This is a genomic window from Nitrospirillum guaranorum (genome assembly GCF_034653275.1).
Lineage (GTDB): Bacteria > Pseudomonadota > Alphaproteobacteria > Azospirillales > Azospirillaceae > Nitrospirillum.
Genome location: NZ_JAYEES010000004.1, coordinates 294,103 through 309,813 on the forward strand (window position 1 = coordinate 294,103; position 15,711 = coordinate 309,813).

The window sequence follows — 15,711 nt, forward strand, 5'->3', positions numbered from 1 at the left end:
TGGCGCTGACCCCTGGCACCCCGTCCCACCGTCTGCCGGAGTGGATCCGGCCGACGGTGCTGGAGCGCTGCGGCAGCACCAATGACATCGTCAAGGACATGGCCCGTGCCGGCGCGCCGGAAGGCACGCTGGTGCGGGCCGTTCGCCAAGAAGCGGGCCGGGGCCGGCGTGGCCGTTCCTGGACCTCCGAGCCTGGCAATCTCTACTGCACCCTGTTGCTGCGCCCCGGCGGCACGCCCCAACGGGCGGCCGAGCTGTCCTTCGTCACCGCGCTGGCGGCGGGGGAGGCGGTGGACGGCCTGATCCCCGCCGCGCCCAAGCTGAAATGGCCCAACGACGTCCTGGTCGAGGGCGCCAAGATCGCCGGCATCCTGCTGGAATCCGAGGCGGAGGCGGACGGTAGCGTCGTCTGGGTGGCCGTCGGCATGGGCCTGAACGTGCGGCACCATCCAGATACCCCGGGATACGCCACCACGTCCCTGCTGGCCCAGGGCGCGGATGTGGAGCCAGACCTGGTCATGGCCGCTTACGCGCGCGCCTATGACCGCTGGTACCGCCGCTGGCAGGATTATGGTTTCGCGCCGGTCCGCGCCGCCTGGCTGAACGCCGCCCAAGGCATCGGTGGCACCGTGACCGTGCGCCTGCATGACCGCGCGTTCGAGGGCCGCCTGGCCGACCTGGACGCCGATGGCGCCCTGCTGGTGGAAACCGCCGGCGGCACGGTGAAGGTCACGGCCGGCGACGTCTTCTTCCCCCACGCTGTCCAGCCGACCGCCTGAGACAGGGAGCCCGCCCCATGCTGCTCGCCATCGATGCCGGCAACACCAACGTGGTCTTCGCCATCTATGACGGCGACGCGCCCCGGGGGCGCTGGCGCATTTCCACCGACAGCCGCCGCACCTCCGACGAGTACGCGGTGTGGCTGACCTCGGCCATGGCCCTGAAGGGGCTGGCGGCCCAGGATGTCAACGCCGCCATCCTGTCCTCCGTCGTCCCGGCGGCCACACCCGATCTGATCCGGCTGTGCAAGGATCATTTCGGCTGCGTGCCCATGCGCATCGGCGATCCGGCGGTGGACCTGGGCATCGAGATTCGCATCGACAACCCGCGCGAGGCCGGCGCTGACCGTCTGGTCAACGCCGTTGCGGCCACGGAACGATATAAGGCGCCCCTGGTTGTCCTGGATATCGGCACCGGCACTACCTTTGATGTGGTCGATGCCGACGGCGCCTTCGCCGGTGGTGTCATCGCCCCCGGGCCCACCCTGTCGCTGGACGCCCTGCACCGTGTGGCCGCGCAGTTGCCCAAGGTCGATATCGCCAAGCCCGACCGCGTCATCGGCCGCGGCACGGTGGGCGCCATGCAGTCCGGCATGTATTGGGGCTATACCGCGATGATCGAGGGCCTGTTGCGCCGTATCAAGGCGGAGCTGTCGCCCAGCGGCACGCCGCCCGTCACCGTCATCGGCACGGGCGGCATGGTGCGGGTGTTCGCGGAGGAAACGGGCATGGTCGACCACATCGATGCCGACCTGACCCTACGCGGCCTCTTGCTCATCCACCGCCGCAACGCCAAATCAGGGGGCTGACGCCCCGTTCGCCCCGTCCCGCCGTTCCCGTTTTTTAGGTTTCCATGATCGACGATTTGCTGTCCCCCGACGCCCTGTATTTCCTGCCGTTGGGTGGGTCCGGCGAAATCGGTATGAACCTCAACCTCTACCATCACGCCGGCAAGTGGCTGATGGTCGACCTGGGGGTCAGCTTCGGCGATGACGCCGCGCCCGGCGTGGACGTGGTCATGCCCGACCCTGAATTCATCGCCGAGCGGCGGGAAGACCTGGCCGGCCTGGTTCTGACCCACGCGCATGAGGACCACCTGGGCGCCGTGCAGTACCTGTGGACGGAACTCCGCTGCCCCGTCTACGCCACGCCGTTCACCGCCGCCGTGCTGCGCGCCAAGCTGCGCGAGACGGAGTTCAGCGGCCTGGTGCAGATCATCGAGGTGCCGCTGTCCGGCCGCTTCCAGGTCGGCCCCTTCGATATCGAGCTGATCAGCCTCACCCATTCCATTCCCGAGCCCAACGCCCTGGTCATCCGCACGCCAGGCGGCACGGTGCTTCACACCGGCGACTGGAAGCTGGACCCCGACCCGCGCGTGGGCGCGCCGGTGGATGAGGCGGCGCTGATCGCCCTGGGGCACCAAGGGGTCACCGCCCTGGTGTGCGACAGCACCAACGCCACCGTGCCCGGCACCTCGGGGTCGGAGGGCACCGTCGCCGTGGGGCTGGAGGAGCTGATCGGCCGCTACCCCGGCCGGCGCGTGGCCGTGGCCTGCTTCGCCACCAACGTCGCGCGCCTGCATTCCATCGCCAAGGCCGCCGCCGCGCATGACCGCCAGGTGGCCCTGGTGGGCCGCAGCCTGCGCCGCATCAACGAGGCCGCGCGCGCCACCGGCTACCTCAAGGATCTGCCGCCCTTCGTCACCGAGCATGACGTGGGCTATCTGCCGCGCGAGGCCCAGGTGCTGATCTGCACCGGCAGCCAGGGGGAGCCGCGCGCCGCCCTGGCCCGCATCGCCGATGGCGACCACCCCGAGATCGACCTGGAGCCGGGCGACGTCGTCGTCTTCTCCTCCCGCGAAATCCCGGGCAATGAGAAGGCCATCGCCAAGGTGCAGAACGGCCTGATCCGGCGCGGCATCGAGGTGGTGACGGCCAGCGACGCCGATGTCCATGTCTCCGGCCATCCGGCGCGGGACGAGCTGGCGCAGATGTACCAGTGGGTGCGCCCCTTCCTGGCCGTGCCGGTGCATGGCGAGCAGCGCCACCTGAAGGCCCACGCCGACCTGGCGCTGGAATGCCAGGTGCCGCGCGCCCTGGTGCCGGAGAACGGTGTGGTCATCCGCATCGGCCCAGGTGAACCGGAGATCATCGGCACGGTGCCCTCGGGCAAGCTGTGCCTGGACGGTCGCCGCCTGGTGCCCTTGGGCGGCACCCTGCTGCGCACCCGCAACCGCATGGTCTTCAATGGGGCCGCCGTGGTCACCCTGGTGATGGACGACACCGAGTTGCTGGCGGACCCGAAGCTGTCGGTCATCGGCCTGCTGGACGGGGAAGAGGATTCCCTGTTCATCGAGGGACTGGTGAAGGGCATCGGCCAGGCGGTCGACAAGCTGGCCGAGGCGGAGCGGCGGGATGACGCGGCCGTGACCGAGGCCGCGCGTCTGGCCGTGCGGCGTACCTTCCACGCGGCCCAAGGCCGCAAGCCGGTGACCGAGGTGCACCTGGTGCGGGTGTAAGCCGGACAGGGGAAGCGGCGCCCCCGGGACGCCGCCAAAACGGCCCGGGCGGGCGCCTTTTCGCGCCGCCCATGGGCCCTGGGGATGGGATGCGTCATGAGCCTGGTCACGCTGGTCGCGATCTATTTCACGCTGTGGTGGGTGGTTCTGTTCGCGGTGCTGCCCGTCGGCGTGCGCCGCGACGACAGCCCGCAAAAGGGCAATGATCCCGGCGCCCCGGTGTTTCCCGATCTCAAGCGCAAATTCATATGGACGAGCCTGATTTCAGCGGTAATTCTCGGGCTCGTCTGGGCTGTTTTTCATTTTGGCCTCATTAACTACGATCGGCTGTTCGATCCCCCGGGGAACGCGCCTTCCTGAGGCGGTGGGGCTTGGCACGGCGGTCGGCTGTTGGTTCGGGCCCGTACGGTCGTCTGGGGAATGCTGATCCAAATCCTGATGGGGTTTTCCGCCCTGCTGCTGTTGGCCGCCATTCTGCTGTGGCTATGGCGGCAGACCGTGGAATTGCGCCTGCGCAAGTCGCTGGGCTCCTCCACCGACAAGATGCGCGCCGTCTCCAACGAGAAGACGCAGGTCCTGTCCTTCCTGGAGCAGCAGCGCATGGCGCTGGGCTCGAAGCGGGCGGATGCCGCGAAGATGCGCATGGCGATTTCCCAGCTGCGCGTCGACAACAACGACATGCGCGCCCGCGACTTCTACGTCCTGCACCAGATCGGCGAACCCTCGAAGGATAAGGAGGAGTACGCCTGCACCCTCATGCCCTCGGCCACGGTGGAACCGGGGCGCGAGCTGCCGGCCGCCCTGCGCGGTGTCGACCACCGCGGCAGCATCTGGGCTGAATCGGAAGCCGCCGCCCGCCGGCAGATCGAGATGCACTTCCCGGAAAAGGGGCCGCTGCGTCCCACCGGGTTTCGCCGGGGGGCATGATGGAACTGGGATGGCTGTTGCTGCTGCTGATCGGCCTGCTGGCGGCGCTGCTGTTCCGCCAGTGGCGGGAACTGACGGTGCGCCGGCTGGAACTGAGCCGGCAGCTGGAAAAGCGCGAGGCCCTGGTGGCCCAGTTCCGGCAGGAGATCGACGGCACCTCCGGCGAGTTGGAGCAGATCACCAACACCATGGACACGGTGGACGCCACGCTGGAGGAACTGCGCGAGGAACTGGACAACCTGGACAAGGAGCGCAAGGCCCTGCGCGAGCGGCGGCTGCAGCCCCTGGTCCTGCTGGATCGCCAGACCCTGAACGCGCAGCACTTCTGGGAACTGACCGTCTCCAACCCCGATTTCGGCGAGACGGCGACCGCCCGCATGGCGCCGTCCGATTATGTCGACGATTGGGTGTCCGGCCGCGTCTACCTGGTGGGCGCCGACACGGCGGAGGAGGCGACCAAGCGCGCCACCCAGCGCTTCAGCGCGTCCATGGGGTACCGCGTCCTGGGCGCCGTGGCCTTCCGCCGCCGCTGAAGACCCCCAAAACGCATAAGGAAAGGGCGGCACCGGTGGCCCCGATGCCGCCCTTTTTCATTCAGCCCTGGCCGTGGTTAGCGCCAGTGGCCCTCGACCCACATATGGCGGCCGTCGGGGCGGGTCCGCCAGTGGCCGGGCACCCAATGGGCGTGGGGATGGGGCGGGGCGGCGTAGTGCCCTTCCTCCCAGTCCCAGCGATCATGCCAGGCCCAGTGGCCGCCCACCCAGACGTGGCCCGGCTCCGGCGGCGGGGGGATCACCTCGTGGCGCGGCGGCGGCGGGGCCTCGCGCACCCACAGGTCGACGCCCACCTGGGCTTGGGCCGGGCTGGCGCCGGCGATGAACAGGCCACCGGTCAGTGCCACGGCCAGGGCGGCGGCGCTGACGGTGGCGCGGGCGGACTTCATGACGGACTTCATGGGGTCACCTCTTGGTTTGACTGGGCCGATATCATTGGCGCCACCGTTGTTACGAAGAAGACGGCAAGTTCCCGTCACGCATAACGTAGGTAATCGCCAATCACTCGATCCTCGCCGCCAATGAGGCCAAGGATTGATGGCAAAATAGTGTCGCCGCGGGCTCCACATTTTGTCCGCTCTATTGGAAAATATTCATATCCATGCCGGACCGGTATATCGATAGGGTTAGTCTATCCGGCTGAGGCGATTTGCCGCCATTTGGATAGGTCAGGACAGGCTTCAGGAAAACTGCCGCGCCACCTGAAGCAGCATCAGGGCGCCCAAGACCGCCACACCACCCAGGCAACCCAGGATGATGGCGTAGCCGCCATAGAAGAAGGGATGGGGCGGCCGGCCGTTGCGGATCATCTGGCGCGCCAGCAGGAAGAACATCCACACGCCGGAGCACAGCGCGCCGATGCCGAACACCAGGCGCAGCACCAGCACCACGGCCATGGTGCCGCCGATGAGACCGGCCGCCACGCAGACGGCGACCAGGGTGATGAAAAAGGCCAGCACGTTGCGGAACAGGCGGCGGCGGGCGGCGGGCGACAGGGTCGGTGTCATGGGCGGACGGAACGCTCTCTCAGCGGATCAGAAGATGGGGATCAGAAGCCAGGGGATCAGAGGACGGCGCGGTACAGGGCCAGGGCATCATCCAGGGTGACGGGGCGGGGGTTGTTGACCAGCAGGCGCTGCACCTTCATCGCGTCCTGCGCCAGCACGGGGATGTGCTCGGCGGTGACGCCCACGTCCGCCAAGCGCCGGCCGAAGGGCATGGCGCCCACCAGCCGGGTCATGGCGTCCACGAAACCGTGGGAAGCGGCCGTATCTTCGGCGCCGCTCAACGCCGGGTCGATCAGGCGGCCCAGCTCGGCATAGGCCCGCTCCGCATGGCCGCGATTGAAGGCCAGGATGGGGGCCAGCACCAGGGCGTTGCTGTGGCCATGCGGCACATGGAAATGGCCGCCCAGGGGATAGGCCAGGGCGTGCACCGCCGCCACCGGCGCGTTGGCGAAGGCCATGCCGGCCAGAAGCGAGCCCTGCAGCATGGCGGCCCGGGCCGCCACGTCGCGGCCGTCGGCCAGCACGCGCGGCAGGTTGGCGTACAGCAGCGTCAGCGCCCGGGTCGCCAGGCTGTCGGACAGGGGGTTCTTCTTCAGCCGGCTGGTATAGGCCTCGATGGCGTGCACCATGGCGTCGATGCCGGTCATGGCCGTCACCGCCGGGGGCAGGCCCAGGGTCAACGTCGCGTCCAGCACGGCGGCGTCGGGATAGAGCAGGGGGCTGACCACGCCCTTCTTCTCATGGTTGGGCGTGGTGACGATGGCGATGGCCGTCACTTCCGAGCCCGTGCCCGCCGTGGTCGGCACCTGGATCAGCTTCAGCCGGGGGCCGCGCGCCAGGTTGATGCCGTAGATGTCGGGCAGGTTCTGGGGGTGGCCGGCCAGCAGGGCCACCAGCTTGGCCGTGTCCAGGGAGCTGCCGCCGCCCAGGCCGATGACGGCGTCCGCCTGGGCCGCGCGGGCGGCGGCCACGGCGTGCAGCACCACCGCCTCCGGCGGGTCGGCCTGCACCTCGGTGTACAGCACGGCTTCGATGTTGGCGGCGCGCAGGCCGGCCAGGGCCGGCTCCGCCACCCCGGCCTTCACCAGGCCGGGGTCGGTCACCACGAAGACGCGCCCCACCCCCAGGTCGCGCGCCAGTTCCCCCAGCCGCCCGGCCCCGCCCACCTGGGCCAGGATGCGGGGTGTGGTCTCGAACGTGAAGTCGGTGGGATGGCCACCGCCAAGATGGGCGTCGGCCCAATGGGAGTCGGTGTGACGGGCGCCGGTGTGATGGCCGTCGGTGATCGCTGGGGTCATTTGGGGTTTCCTCCTGCCGCGTCCCCTTCTAGCATCCGCCCGCGTCATCCTCATACCCTTCACCGAAGGATTCCAGCCCATGTCGGGATACTGCGCCATCGCCCCGGGCCATCCCTTCCACGGGCCTTACCACGATCGGGAACATGGCTTTCCCACGACGGATGAGGCGGTGCTGTTCGAGCGCCTGATGCTGGAGGTCAACCAGGCCGGCCTGTCCTGGCTGGTGGTGCTGCGCAAGCGGCAGGCCTTCAACGCCGCCTTCCAGAACTTCGATGTCGACAAGGTGGCGGCGATGGGGCCCGGGGACGTGGAGCGCCTGATGCAGGACGCCGGCATCGTCCGCAACCGCCTGAAGATCGAGGCCGCCATCCACAACGCTCGGATCATCCAGGGTCTGCGCGCCAGCCACGGCGGCTTCGCCGCCTGGATCGCCGCCCACCATCCCCTGACCAAGGCGGAGTGGGTGAAGCTGTTCCGCCGCACCTTCCGCTTCACCGGCGGCGAGATCGTGGGCGAATTCCTGATGAGCATCGGCTACCTGCCGTTGGCCCATGCCGGGGATTGCCCCGTGGATCATGAGCTGGCCGCGCTGGGCCAGCCGTGGCGCAAGGCGGTGGCCGACGGGTTTGTGTATTAATATGTGCGGTGCCAGCATCCGCTGGCTATCCTCGCCACGCCCTGCGGTACTCGCTCCGGGGCAGGCGGTCGCCGGCCTCCAGCCGGCTGAAAGCTGCTGGTTTATCTTCAGCCTGCCGCTTTGAACGCCGCCACCAGCGTCGCCAGCGCGGCGCGGCTGCGCCGGTCGCTGACGGTGGCGCGCAGCACGACCGGCGCGCTGGGCAGCGGCGGCAGGCCGAAACGCCCGCCCACCTCGACGGCGCCCAGGGGCGCTGCGCGCGGTGCCAGGGCCGCGACGCCCAGGCCCGCCAGCACGGCCGCGCCCACCGCGGCGACGCCACCGCCCACGAACACCTCGGTCCAGGGAATGCCGGTGGCGTCCAGCGCCCGCACGGCATGGCCGCGCACGCCGCACGGGGCGGACAGGGTGGCGATGGGCAGGGGGCGGCCGGGGGCGGTTCCCAGCCCGGCGCGGCGAACCAGCACAGGGGATCGATGAACAGCGGCTCCCCCACCTCGGCCGCCAACTCCGCCGGGCGTCCGTCCAGCGGCGGCTCCAGCCGCAGGATGGCGGCGTCCAGGTCCCCGCGCTCCAGCAGGCCGCCCAGGTCGCGCGAGGCGGCGATGCGCACCTCCATCACCAGGGTGGGGTCGCGGCCCTGCAGGCGGGCCAGCAGGCCGGGCAGGTCGCGGCCGGCGACGTGGTCGCTGATGCCGATGACCAGGCGGTGCGGCGCCTCCTCCAGGCCCGCCAGGGCCAGGTCGTGCGCCGCCAGCAACCGGCGCGCCGGTTCCAGGAAGGCGGCCCCCTGGGACGACAGCCGCACCTGGCGGGGCGTGCGCTCCAGCAGTCGCTGACCCAGCCTGTCCTCCAGCCGCTTCAGCTTCAGGCTGATGGCCGACTGGGTGGTGCCCAGCGCCTCCGCCGCGCGGGTGAAGCTGCGCAGCGTGGCCACCAGCACGAAGGCGTGCACGGCATCGAGGTCCAAGGGCCGGAAGGAAGCGGCAGGCGAGGGCGACGCCATGATCACCACTGAAAATGGATGGCTGGGATTATAATTCTAAAATGCAATCACGTCGCCGGTCCAGGGCGAGGGTCGGCTGCCTATTATTGAGGCTGGTACCGCAACCATCCGGGTTGTGCCCCAACCGTGGGCATTTTGCCTCGGCCGACGGTCTTGGTTCGGGCGCGGGCGTCATCGCCGTCCGACGGAGGGGCGCTCCCCGTTCCGGATAGGCGCCGATGCGCACTTCGGCGTCGCAGCATGAGAAGGGGTGATTCGAGGGCGATTCTGTTGCGCTGCGGAGCGATTTCGCGGCGTCGCCGGGTAGCGCCTGATCATAAACAGGGCAATTCCAGGCACATAAAGTAAGCAATTGGCTATTCATTGTGCAAAAGCACAGAAAAAGCACAAAAAGAAAGGCCAGCCCTCCGTTAGGGCTTGCCTTTCGAAAACTCGGCGTAGCATTATCCAAGCGTTGGAGGGTACATCCCCCTCTGACATTGAGTCGCTTGGTGGCGATTCCTCCCTAAACTCAAGGCCGCGCCGCGCTATCGCGAGCGCGGTCTTTTTTATGCCCTTGTGTTTACGAGGGCGGAGTATAGGGAGACGAAATCATTCCGTCATCTGTTTTTTGATCATTTTCAAGGCACGATGCCCGAAAGGCGGCCTTTTCGGTCAAAAACAGCGGCCAATCATAAATTTCACTCAACGAAAGCCAGGGAATTCCCCAAGCGGATCAAGGCCCTGGCATTTAAGCCAGGGCGAAGCGCAGCACGAACAGTGCCGCCAGAATGGGCAGGGCCAAACCCAACTCCCGCCCCTTGCCGGTCAGCAGCTTGATGGCGCAGTGGGCGATCAGGCCGAAGGCGATGCCGTCGGCGATGGAGAAGGTGAAGGGCATGGCCAGGGCCGTGATCACCGCCGGAACCGAGTCGGTCACGTCGTCCCAGTCGATCTCCGCCAGGCCGCGCACCATCAGGCAGGCGACGTAGAACAGCGCCGGGGCGGTGGCGTAGCCCGGGATGGCGGCCGCCAGGGGCGACAGGAACAGGGCGGCCAGGAACAGCAGGCCGACCACCACGGCGGTCAGGCCAGTGCGCCCGCCGGCGAAAGTGCCGGCCGCGCTCTCGATATAGGCGGTGACGGTGGAGGTGCCCAGCACGGCGCCGGCGGTGGTGGCCAGGCTGTCGGCCAGCAGGGCGCGCTTCAGCCGGGGCAGGCGGCCCTGGGCGTCCAGCAACCCGGCGCGGTGGGACACGCCCACCAGCGTGCCGGCGGTGTCGAACAGGTCGACGAACAGGAAGGCGAAGATGATGGCGGTCAGGCCCATGCTGAAGGCGCCGGCCACATCCATCCGCAGCAGCGTGGGCGCCGGGTTGGGCGGCAGGGAGACGGGGCTGGCGATCAGGGGCGTGACGCCCAGCGCCATGCCGGCCAGCGCCGTGCCGATGATGGCGATGACCACGGCGCCGGTGATCCCGCGCGCCACCAGCACCACCAGCGCCAGGAAGCCGGCGCAGGCCAGCAAGGCCTGCGGTTTGCCCAGGGGCCCCAGGGTCACCATGGTGGCGGGGTGGGCCGCGACGATCCCGGCGTTCTGCAGGGCGATCAGCCCTAGGAACAGGCCGATGCCGGCGGAGATGGCGTGCTTCAGCCCCGTTGGGATGGCGTTGACGATGGCCTCGCGCACCGGCAGCAGGCTCAGCAGCGTGAAGCCCACGCCCGACAGGAAGACGGCCCCCAGCGCCACTGGCCAGGGATAGCCCATGCCCCCCACCACCGAATAGGCGAAGTAGGCGTTCAGGCCCATGCCCGGCGCCAGCGCGATGGGATAGTTGGCGTACAGCCCCATGACGAAGCAGCCCAGGGCGGAGGCCAGGCAGGTGGCCACGAACACCGCCCCCGGATCCATGCCGGCCTTGCCCAGCACCTGGGGGTTCACGAAGATGATGTAGGCCATGGTCAGGAAGGTGGTGACCCCGGCCAGGATCTCCGTGCGCACGGTGGTGCCATGGGGCGTCAGCCCGAAAAAACGATCAAGCAAAGGAAGCCCCCGCGTTATTCTAAGGCCCGCGTTATCGAAGGATCACGCCCATGGTCGGCGCGGACGCCCCCGCCAAGCAAGGACAAAGCCAATGCCGCGGATCGCCGTTGTGATGACCGGCCTGCTGACGCTGGCGGCCGGTGCCGCCTGGGGGCAGGCGCCGCCGCCGCGGGGCCCCACCATCGCCGTCGACCCCGCCGCCTGCCAATGGGCGGTACGGCATGAGCCGGCGCCCGATGTCGCCTATCAGCCGGGCGTGGATGTGGACGGCAACCCGGTGGCGCCGGCCGACCTGGACGGCGGTGTCCGCCTTCCGGCGCCCCAGCGCATCGAGATCCCGCTGACGGCGCGCCTGGCCCGCGCGCTGCCACGCGCCGCCGGCACGGTGCGGCCCCGGGCCGACGCCTACCTGGGCCTGCTGACGGTGGAGGGGGACCAGGTGCTGTTCAACGGCCAGCCCCTGGCCGATCCGGCGGCGGATGAACTGGCGGCGCTGTGCCGCCAGCAAGGGCTGTCGGGCCGGTAAGGGATACCGAAGCGGAACCTTGGGTGCGCGCGGCGGGTTTCAGGGGCCCAACAATGGCGCCAACCATCCGCAGAAGGAGCGCACCCATGGCCACGGCCCACAAGACCGCCGCCCACGCCACCAAGTCCCACACCAAGGCCAAGACCCGCACCAAGCCGCGCCGCACCCGGCGCACCGCCACGCGCGATCCGCTGGCGGTCAGCCTGCTGAAGCAGGACCACCGCGAGGTGGAAGGCTGGTTCGATGAGTACGAACAGCTGGACGGCGATGATGAGAAGCTGGCGCTGTTCAACAAGATCGCCCTGGCCCTGAAGGTCCATACCGCCATCGAGGAAGAGATTTTCTATCCCGAGGAACGGGGCGAGGTGGAGGACGACATGCTGGACGAGGCTTATGTCGAGCATGACGGCGCCAAGAAGCTGATCGCCGAGATCGAGGCCATGAAGCCCGGCGACGAGTTCTATGACGCCAAGGTCAAGGTGCTGGGCGAGTACATCAAGCACCATGTCAAGGAAGAGGAGCAGCCCGGCGGCCTGTTCTCCCAAGCCAAGCGCGGCGACGAGGACCTGAACGAGATGGGCGAGCGCCTGAAGGCCCGCAAGGAGGAACTGATGGCGGAGTGGGGTAAGGCCTACTCCTGACGGCGGCACGGCGCCCGTGGCCCCTTCGATGGGGCGCGGGCGCCGCCTGTAACCATCGCGTTACAGGCCGGGCCTTTTTCACGGTCCCCGGGGGCGGTAGTCTCGCCCATCAAATTATAAAGGGGACTTCATGTTCAATCGTCGCGCCTTCCTGGCCGCCAGCGCCGCCTCGGTCGCCCTGGCCAAGGTCCGCCCCGGCTTCGCCGCCCAAGATTCCAAGCCCGCCGCCGACCTGAACCATCTGCTGGATGTCTTCTTCCAGGAAGATCTGCGGCGCAGTCCCGAAGGTGCCACCATGGCCGGCATGGACACCGGCAAGCTGGCCGGCCTGCGCGCCAAGCTGGACGATCGCAGCCCCGCCGGCCGCAAGGCCGACACCGCCGCCACGGAAAGCCAGCTGCGCCGCCTGAAGGCCATCGACCGCAAGGCCCTGACCGGCATCGACGCGGTGAATTACGACAGCGTGGAATACGTCCTGGCCGAGGCGGTGGAGGGCGCCCGCAAGTTCCCCTTCGGCTCCGGCGGGTCGCCGTACGAGCTGTGCCAGTTGCAGGGCGCCTACCAGTCCATTCCCAACTTCCTGGACGTGCACCATCCCGTCGAGGTCAAGGCCGACGCCGACGCCTATCTGGCGCGGCTGGAGGCCTTCGCCGGCGCGCTGGACACCGAGACGGCGCAGTTCAAGCATGACGCCGCCCAGGGCATCCTGGCCGCCGACTTCATGCTGGACACGACCCTGACCCAGCTGCGCGCCCTGCGGGTGGACGCGGGTAAGTCCGGCCTGGTGTCCTCGGTGGCCAGGCGCGCCAAAGACAAGGGGTTGGGCGACACCTATGGCGCCCAGGCGGCCAAGATTTACACCGACAAGGTCGGCCCGGCGCTGGACCGCCAGATCGCGGCGGTGGAGGCCGCCCGCCAGACGGCCACGCACGACGCTGGCGTCTGGCACATCAAGGACGGCGAGGCCTGGTACGCCCAGGGCCTGAAGTCCAGCACCACCACCACCCTGTCCCCGGACGAGGTGCACCAGATCGGCCTGGACCAGGCCAAGGAGATCGGCGCGCGGCTGGAATCGCTGCTGGCGGCCCAGGGCCTGACCCAGGGCACGGTGGCGGAGCGCATCAAGGCCCTGCGCGCCCGGCCCGAGAGCACCTACCCCAACACCGACGAGGGCAAGGCCCAGCTGGTGGCCGATTTGCAGGTGAAGCTGGACGACATGGCGTCCCGCCTGCCGCGCATGTTCCGCGACATCCCCAAGGCCAAGGCGCGGGTGCAGCGCGTGCCGGCGGCCATCGAGGCCGGCGCGCCGCTGGCCTATTACGAATCCCCGCCGCTGGAAGGCGACCGGGTGGGCACCATCTACTTCAACCTGCACGACACGGCCGAATGGCCCAAGTGGTCGCTGCCCACCACCGTCTATCACGAGGGCATCCCCGGCCACCACCTGCAGGGCTGCATCGCGCAGGAGACCAAGGGCATCCCTCTCTACCGCGCCAACATGTTCTTCTCCGGCTATGGCGAGGGCTGGGCCCTGTATGCCGAGCAGCTGGCCGACGAACTGGGTATGTACGACGCCGACCCGCTGGGCCGCATCGGCTTCCTGAAGTTCCTGCTGTTCCGTGCCGGCCGTTGCGTCATCGACACCGGCATGCACCACAAGCGGTGGAGCCGGGAGCAGGCGGTGAAGTACATGGTGGATCTGACGGGCGACACCGAAAGCGCCATGACGCGCGAGACCGACCGCTATTGCGCATGGCCGGGCCAGGCCTGCAGCTACAAGATCGGCCACACCCTTTGGAACCGTCTGCGCGACCAGGCCAAGACGGCCCTGGGCGACAAGTTCGACATCAAGGACTTCCACCAGGTGGGCCTGAACTCCGGCGCCGTGCCGCTGGACGTGCTGCAGACCATGGTGGGCGACTACATCGCCCGGGTGCGGCGGGGCTGATCGCCTTGCTAAATAGAACGGCCCGGGAATCGCTTCCCGGGCCGTTCGTCTTTCAGGATAAAGCGGTTCGCGTCACGCCGCCTTGGCGTCCACCAGGAACTTCTCCACCAGGCCGCGCATCTTCTCGGCCTCGCGGGCCATGGAGGTGGCGGCGGTCAGCACATCATGGGCGGAATGGCCCGTCTCATCCGCGGCGGCCGAGACGCCCTGGATGTTGTGGGTGACGCTGTCGGCGCCGGCGGCCGCCTGCTGCACGTTGCGGGCGATCTCCTGCGTGGCGGCACCCTGCTCCTCCACCGCCGAGGCGATGGTGGTGGCGATGCTGTTGATGTTCTCGATGGTGCCGGAGATGGCGCCGATGGCGGTCACCGCCTCCCGTGTCGCCTCCTGGACCTGGGCGATCTGGGTGCTGATCTCCTCGGTCGCCTTCGAGGTCTGGTTGGCCAGGCTCTTCACCTCGCTGGCCACGACGGCGAAGCCCTTGCCCGCCTCACCGGCGCGCGCGGCCTCGATGGTGGCGTTCAGGGCCAGCAGGTTGGTCTGGCTGGCGATGTTGGTGATCAGGCCCACGATCTCGCCGATCTTCTGGGTGGTCTGCTCCAATCCGGCGACGATGGCGCCGGTGTGGGTGGCCTGGCGCACGGCGTCGCCGGCGACGGTGGTCGACTGCGCCACCTGGCGGCTGATCTCCTGGATGGAAGAGCTCAGCTCCTCCGCGGCGGCGGCCACGGTCTGCACGTTGGCCGAGGCCTCGACCGCGCCGGCGGCCACGGTGGCGGACTGGCGGGTGGTCTGCTCGGCCGAGGCGGACAGCGAGCTGGCGGTGGCCTGCATCTGCGTCGCGGCGGAGGCGACGGCGCCGATGACGTCGCCAGCCTGCACGTCGAAGGTGCGGGTCAGGCTTTCCAGGGCGGCGGCACGGGCGACGCGGGCGGCCTGTTCCTGGGCTTGCTCGGCGCGCAGGCGCTCGGCCTCGCGGGCATTGTCCCGGAAGACCAGGGCGGTCTTCGCGATGTCGCCCACCTCGTCGCCGCGTTCGGCGCCGAAGATCTCGATGGTCAGGCGGCCGTGGGCCAGGTCCTGCAGGTTGCGCACGATGTGGGTGATGGGGGTGACCAGGCCGCGGCGGGCGATCAGCATGCCGACGACGATACCGATGGCGATGCCGACGACGGCGACCGCGACGATCATGATGGTCAGGTCGTGGGCGACGGCCTGGGCCTCCTGGGCGACGGTGGTGCCGTCCTCATCCAAGGCCTCCTGCAGCACCTTGATCTTGTTGCTGAGCGCGGTGGAGGCGGTGCGGGACTGCGCGACCTCGTCCAGGATTTCCTGGCGGGCGGCCTCGTTCTTCAGATCCGCATGCTTGCGGCTGGCCGCCAGCGTGCCGTCGAATTCCTTCTTATAGGCGGCGAAGGCGGTCTTGATCTCCGCCAGCATGGGCCGGTACTTGCCCTCCACCTGTTGGTCCAGCAGGGTCATGTTCTTGGCGAACTCGTCGACCCGGCCGGAAACGTTCTTGGCGACGTCCTCGGTATCCTTGGGATCGGCGGCCATGCGGTACTCACCGCGGTTCATGTAAATCACGTTGGCGTTCAGCTGCGCCGCCTGGTGCAGGTTGGTCCCCATGACGTCCAGGCGGTGCGTCGCGACCGACAGCTTCGACATGCCGATGTAGCCGGCGATGCCGACGGCGACGGCGGAAAGCGCCATGACGAGGATGACCAGGTTAATCTTTGTCAGGATTTTGGCGTTGGCCAACATGATTGCGGTCCTTTGGGCGGCGGGCTGTCCCGGCGTGATAACAGCGATTGGTTAATGGCCGGTAAAAACCATAAGCCGGATTT

General features: G+C 68.7%; 16 protein-coding genes. 10 read left to right on the forward strand and 6 right to left on the reverse strand.

What is annotated here, in order from left to right:
* Positions 1-56 precede the first annotated feature (56 nt).
* The 6 genes from UAJ10_RS23170 (at position 57) to UAJ10_RS23195 (ending at position 4,757) form a co-directional block, all read left to right on the forward strand.
* On the forward strand, positions 57-779 hold the full coding sequence (locus tag UAJ10_RS23170; protein ID WP_322917614.1) for a biotin--[acetyl-CoA-carboxylase] ligase: 723 nt from the start codon (positions 57-59) through the stop codon (positions 777-779).
* A gap of 17 nt (positions 780-796) precedes the next feature.
* The gene (locus UAJ10_RS23175; protein WP_322917615.1) at positions 797-1,588 is read left to right on the forward strand and encodes a type III pantothenate kinase; all 792 of its coding nucleotides are present in this window, start codon (positions 797-799) and stop codon (positions 1,586-1,588) included.
* Between the two features lie 44 nt (positions 1,589-1,632).
* Positions 1,633-3,297 carry a ribonuclease J gene (locus UAJ10_RS23180; RefSeq protein ID WP_322917616.1) on the forward strand — a complete coding sequence of 555 codons (1,665 nt, stop codon included), beginning with the start codon at positions 1,633-1,635 and terminating at the stop codon, positions 3,295-3,297.
* A 96-nt stretch (positions 3,298-3,393) separates the two neighbouring features.
* Entirely contained in the window at positions 3,394-3,657 is a 264-nt protein-coding gene (locus UAJ10_RS23185) for a DUF1467 family protein (RefSeq protein WP_322917617.1), read from the forward strand.
* Positions 3,658-3,717: 60 nt separating this feature from the next.
* The gene (locus tag UAJ10_RS23190) at positions 3,718-4,224 is read left to right on the forward strand and encodes a hypothetical protein (protein ID WP_322917618.1); all 507 of its coding nucleotides are present in this window, start codon (positions 3,718-3,720) and stop codon (positions 4,222-4,224) included.
* On the forward strand, positions 4,221-4,757 hold the full coding sequence (locus UAJ10_RS23195) for a hypothetical protein (protein ID WP_322917619.1): 537 nt from the start codon (positions 4,221-4,223) through the stop codon (positions 4,755-4,757). The genes UAJ10_RS23190 and UAJ10_RS23195 overlap by 4 nt, the downstream gene beginning before the upstream one ends.
* 77 nt (positions 4,758-4,834) lie before the next feature.
* Here the strand turns inward: UAJ10_RS23195 and UAJ10_RS23200 are convergent, their stop codons facing one another.
* From UAJ10_RS23200 to UAJ10_RS23210, 3 genes are all read right to left on the reverse strand, one after another.
* Positions 4,835-5,179, reverse strand: coding sequence for a hypothetical protein (locus UAJ10_RS23200; protein WP_322917620.1), 345 nt, complete (start codon positions 5,177-5,179; stop codon positions 4,835-4,837).
* A 279-nt stretch (positions 5,180-5,458) separates the two neighbouring features.
* Positions 5,459-5,785: a hypothetical protein gene (locus tag UAJ10_RS23205; RefSeq protein ID WP_322917621.1), complete on the reverse strand. Its 327-nt coding sequence runs from the start codon at positions 5,783-5,785 to the stop codon at positions 5,459-5,461.
* A 56-nt stretch (positions 5,786-5,841) separates the two neighbouring features.
* The gene (locus UAJ10_RS23210; RefSeq protein WP_322917622.1) at positions 5,842-7,083 is read right to left on the reverse strand and encodes an iron-containing alcohol dehydrogenase; all 1,242 of its coding nucleotides are present in this window, start codon (positions 7,081-7,083) and stop codon (positions 5,842-5,844) included.
* A gap of 79 nt (positions 7,084-7,162) precedes the next feature.
* Here UAJ10_RS23210 and UAJ10_RS23215 point away from each other — a divergent pair, with 79 nt between their 5' ends.
* Positions 7,163-7,720: a DNA-3-methyladenine glycosylase I gene (locus UAJ10_RS23215; protein ID WP_322917623.1), complete on the forward strand. Its 558-nt coding sequence runs from the start codon at positions 7,163-7,165 to the stop codon at positions 7,718-7,720.
* A gap of 25 nt (positions 7,721-7,745) precedes the next feature.
* On the opposite strand, the gene UAJ10_RS23220 is transcribed toward UAJ10_RS23215, so the two are convergent.
* Positions 7,746-8,726, reverse strand: coding sequence for a LysR family transcriptional regulator (locus tag UAJ10_RS23220; protein WP_322917624.1), 981 nt, complete (start codon positions 8,724-8,726; stop codon positions 7,746-7,748).
* Between the two features lie 730 nt (positions 8,727-9,456).
* Entirely contained in the window at positions 9,457-10,749 is a 1,293-nt protein-coding gene (locus UAJ10_RS23225; protein ID WP_322917625.1) for an NCS2 family permease, read from the reverse strand.
* A gap of 91 nt (positions 10,750-10,840) precedes the next feature.
* Here UAJ10_RS23225 and UAJ10_RS23230 point away from each other — a divergent pair, with 91 nt between their 5' ends.
* The 3 genes from UAJ10_RS23230 to UAJ10_RS23240 all read left to right on the forward strand — a co-directional run bounded on the left by UAJ10_RS23230 (position 10,841) and on the right by UAJ10_RS23240 (position 13,864).
* Entirely contained in the window at positions 10,841-11,275 is a 435-nt protein-coding gene (locus UAJ10_RS23230) for a hypothetical protein (RefSeq protein ID WP_322917626.1), read from the forward strand.
* Positions 11,276-11,361: 86 nt separating this feature from the next.
* Positions 11,362-11,916: a hemerythrin domain-containing protein gene (locus tag UAJ10_RS23235; RefSeq protein ID WP_322917627.1), complete on the forward strand. Its 555-nt coding sequence runs from the start codon at positions 11,362-11,364 to the stop codon at positions 11,914-11,916.
* 130 nt (positions 11,917-12,046) lie between these two features.
* Entirely contained in the window at positions 12,047-13,864 is a 1,818-nt protein-coding gene (locus UAJ10_RS23240) for a DUF885 domain-containing protein (protein WP_322917628.1), read from the forward strand.
* A 72-nt stretch (positions 13,865-13,936) separates the two neighbouring features.
* On the opposite strand, the gene UAJ10_RS23245 is transcribed toward UAJ10_RS23240, so the two are convergent.
* Positions 13,937-15,628: a methyl-accepting chemotaxis protein gene (locus UAJ10_RS23245; protein ID WP_322917629.1), complete on the reverse strand. Its 1,692-nt coding sequence runs from the start codon at positions 15,626-15,628 to the stop codon at positions 13,937-13,939.
* Between the last annotated feature and the right edge of the window lie 83 nt (positions 15,629-15,711).

Bases quoted from the DNA above. Each gene is read 5' to 3' on its own strand.
- UAJ10_RS23175 (WP_322917615.1), top strand. From the start codon at position 797: ATGCTGCTCGCCATCGATGCCGGCAACACCAACGTGGTCTTCGCCATC.
- UAJ10_RS23180 (WP_322917616.1), top strand. From the start codon at position 1,633: ATGATCGACGATTTGCTGTCCCCCGACGCCCTGTATTTCCTGCCGTTG.
- UAJ10_RS23185 (WP_322917617.1), top strand. From the start codon at position 3,394: ATGAGCCTGGTCACGCTGGTCGCGATCTATTTCACGCTGTGGTGGGTG.
- UAJ10_RS23190 (WP_322917618.1), top strand. From the start codon at position 3,718: ATGCTGATCCAAATCCTGATGGGGTTTTCCGCCCTGCTGCTGTTGGCC.
- UAJ10_RS23195 (WP_322917619.1), top strand. From the start codon at position 4,221: ATGATGGAACTGGGATGGCTGTTGCTGCTGCTGATCGGCCTGCTGGCG.
- UAJ10_RS23200 (WP_322917620.1), bottom strand. From the start codon at position 5,179: ATGAAGTCCGTCATGAAGTCCGCCCGCGCCACCGTCAGCGCCGCCGCC.
- UAJ10_RS23205 (WP_322917621.1), bottom strand. From the start codon at position 5,785: ATGACACCGACCCTGTCGCCCGCCGCCCGCCGCCGCCTGTTCCGCAAC.
- UAJ10_RS23210 (WP_322917622.1), bottom strand. From the start codon at position 7,083: ATGACCCCAGCGATCACCGACGGCCATCACACCGGCGCCCGTCACACC.
- UAJ10_RS23215 (WP_322917623.1), top strand. From the start codon at position 7,163: ATGTCGGGATACTGCGCCATCGCCCCGGGCCATCCCTTCCACGGGCCT.
- UAJ10_RS23220 (WP_322917624.1), bottom strand. From the start codon at position 8,726: ATGGCGTCGCCCTCGCCTGCCGCTTCCTTCCGGCCCTTGGACCTCGAT.
- UAJ10_RS23230 (WP_322917626.1), top strand. From the start codon at position 10,841: ATGCCGCGGATCGCCGTTGTGATGACCGGCCTGCTGACGCTGGCGGCC.
- UAJ10_RS23235 (WP_322917627.1), top strand. From the start codon at position 11,362: ATGGCCACGGCCCACAAGACCGCCGCCCACGCCACCAAGTCCCACACC.
- UAJ10_RS23240 (WP_322917628.1), top strand. From the start codon at position 12,047: ATGTTCAATCGTCGCGCCTTCCTGGCCGCCAGCGCCGCCTCGGTCGCC.
- UAJ10_RS23245 (WP_322917629.1), bottom strand. From the start codon at position 15,628: ATGTTGGCCAACGCCAAAATCCTGACAAAGATTAACCTGGTCATCCTC.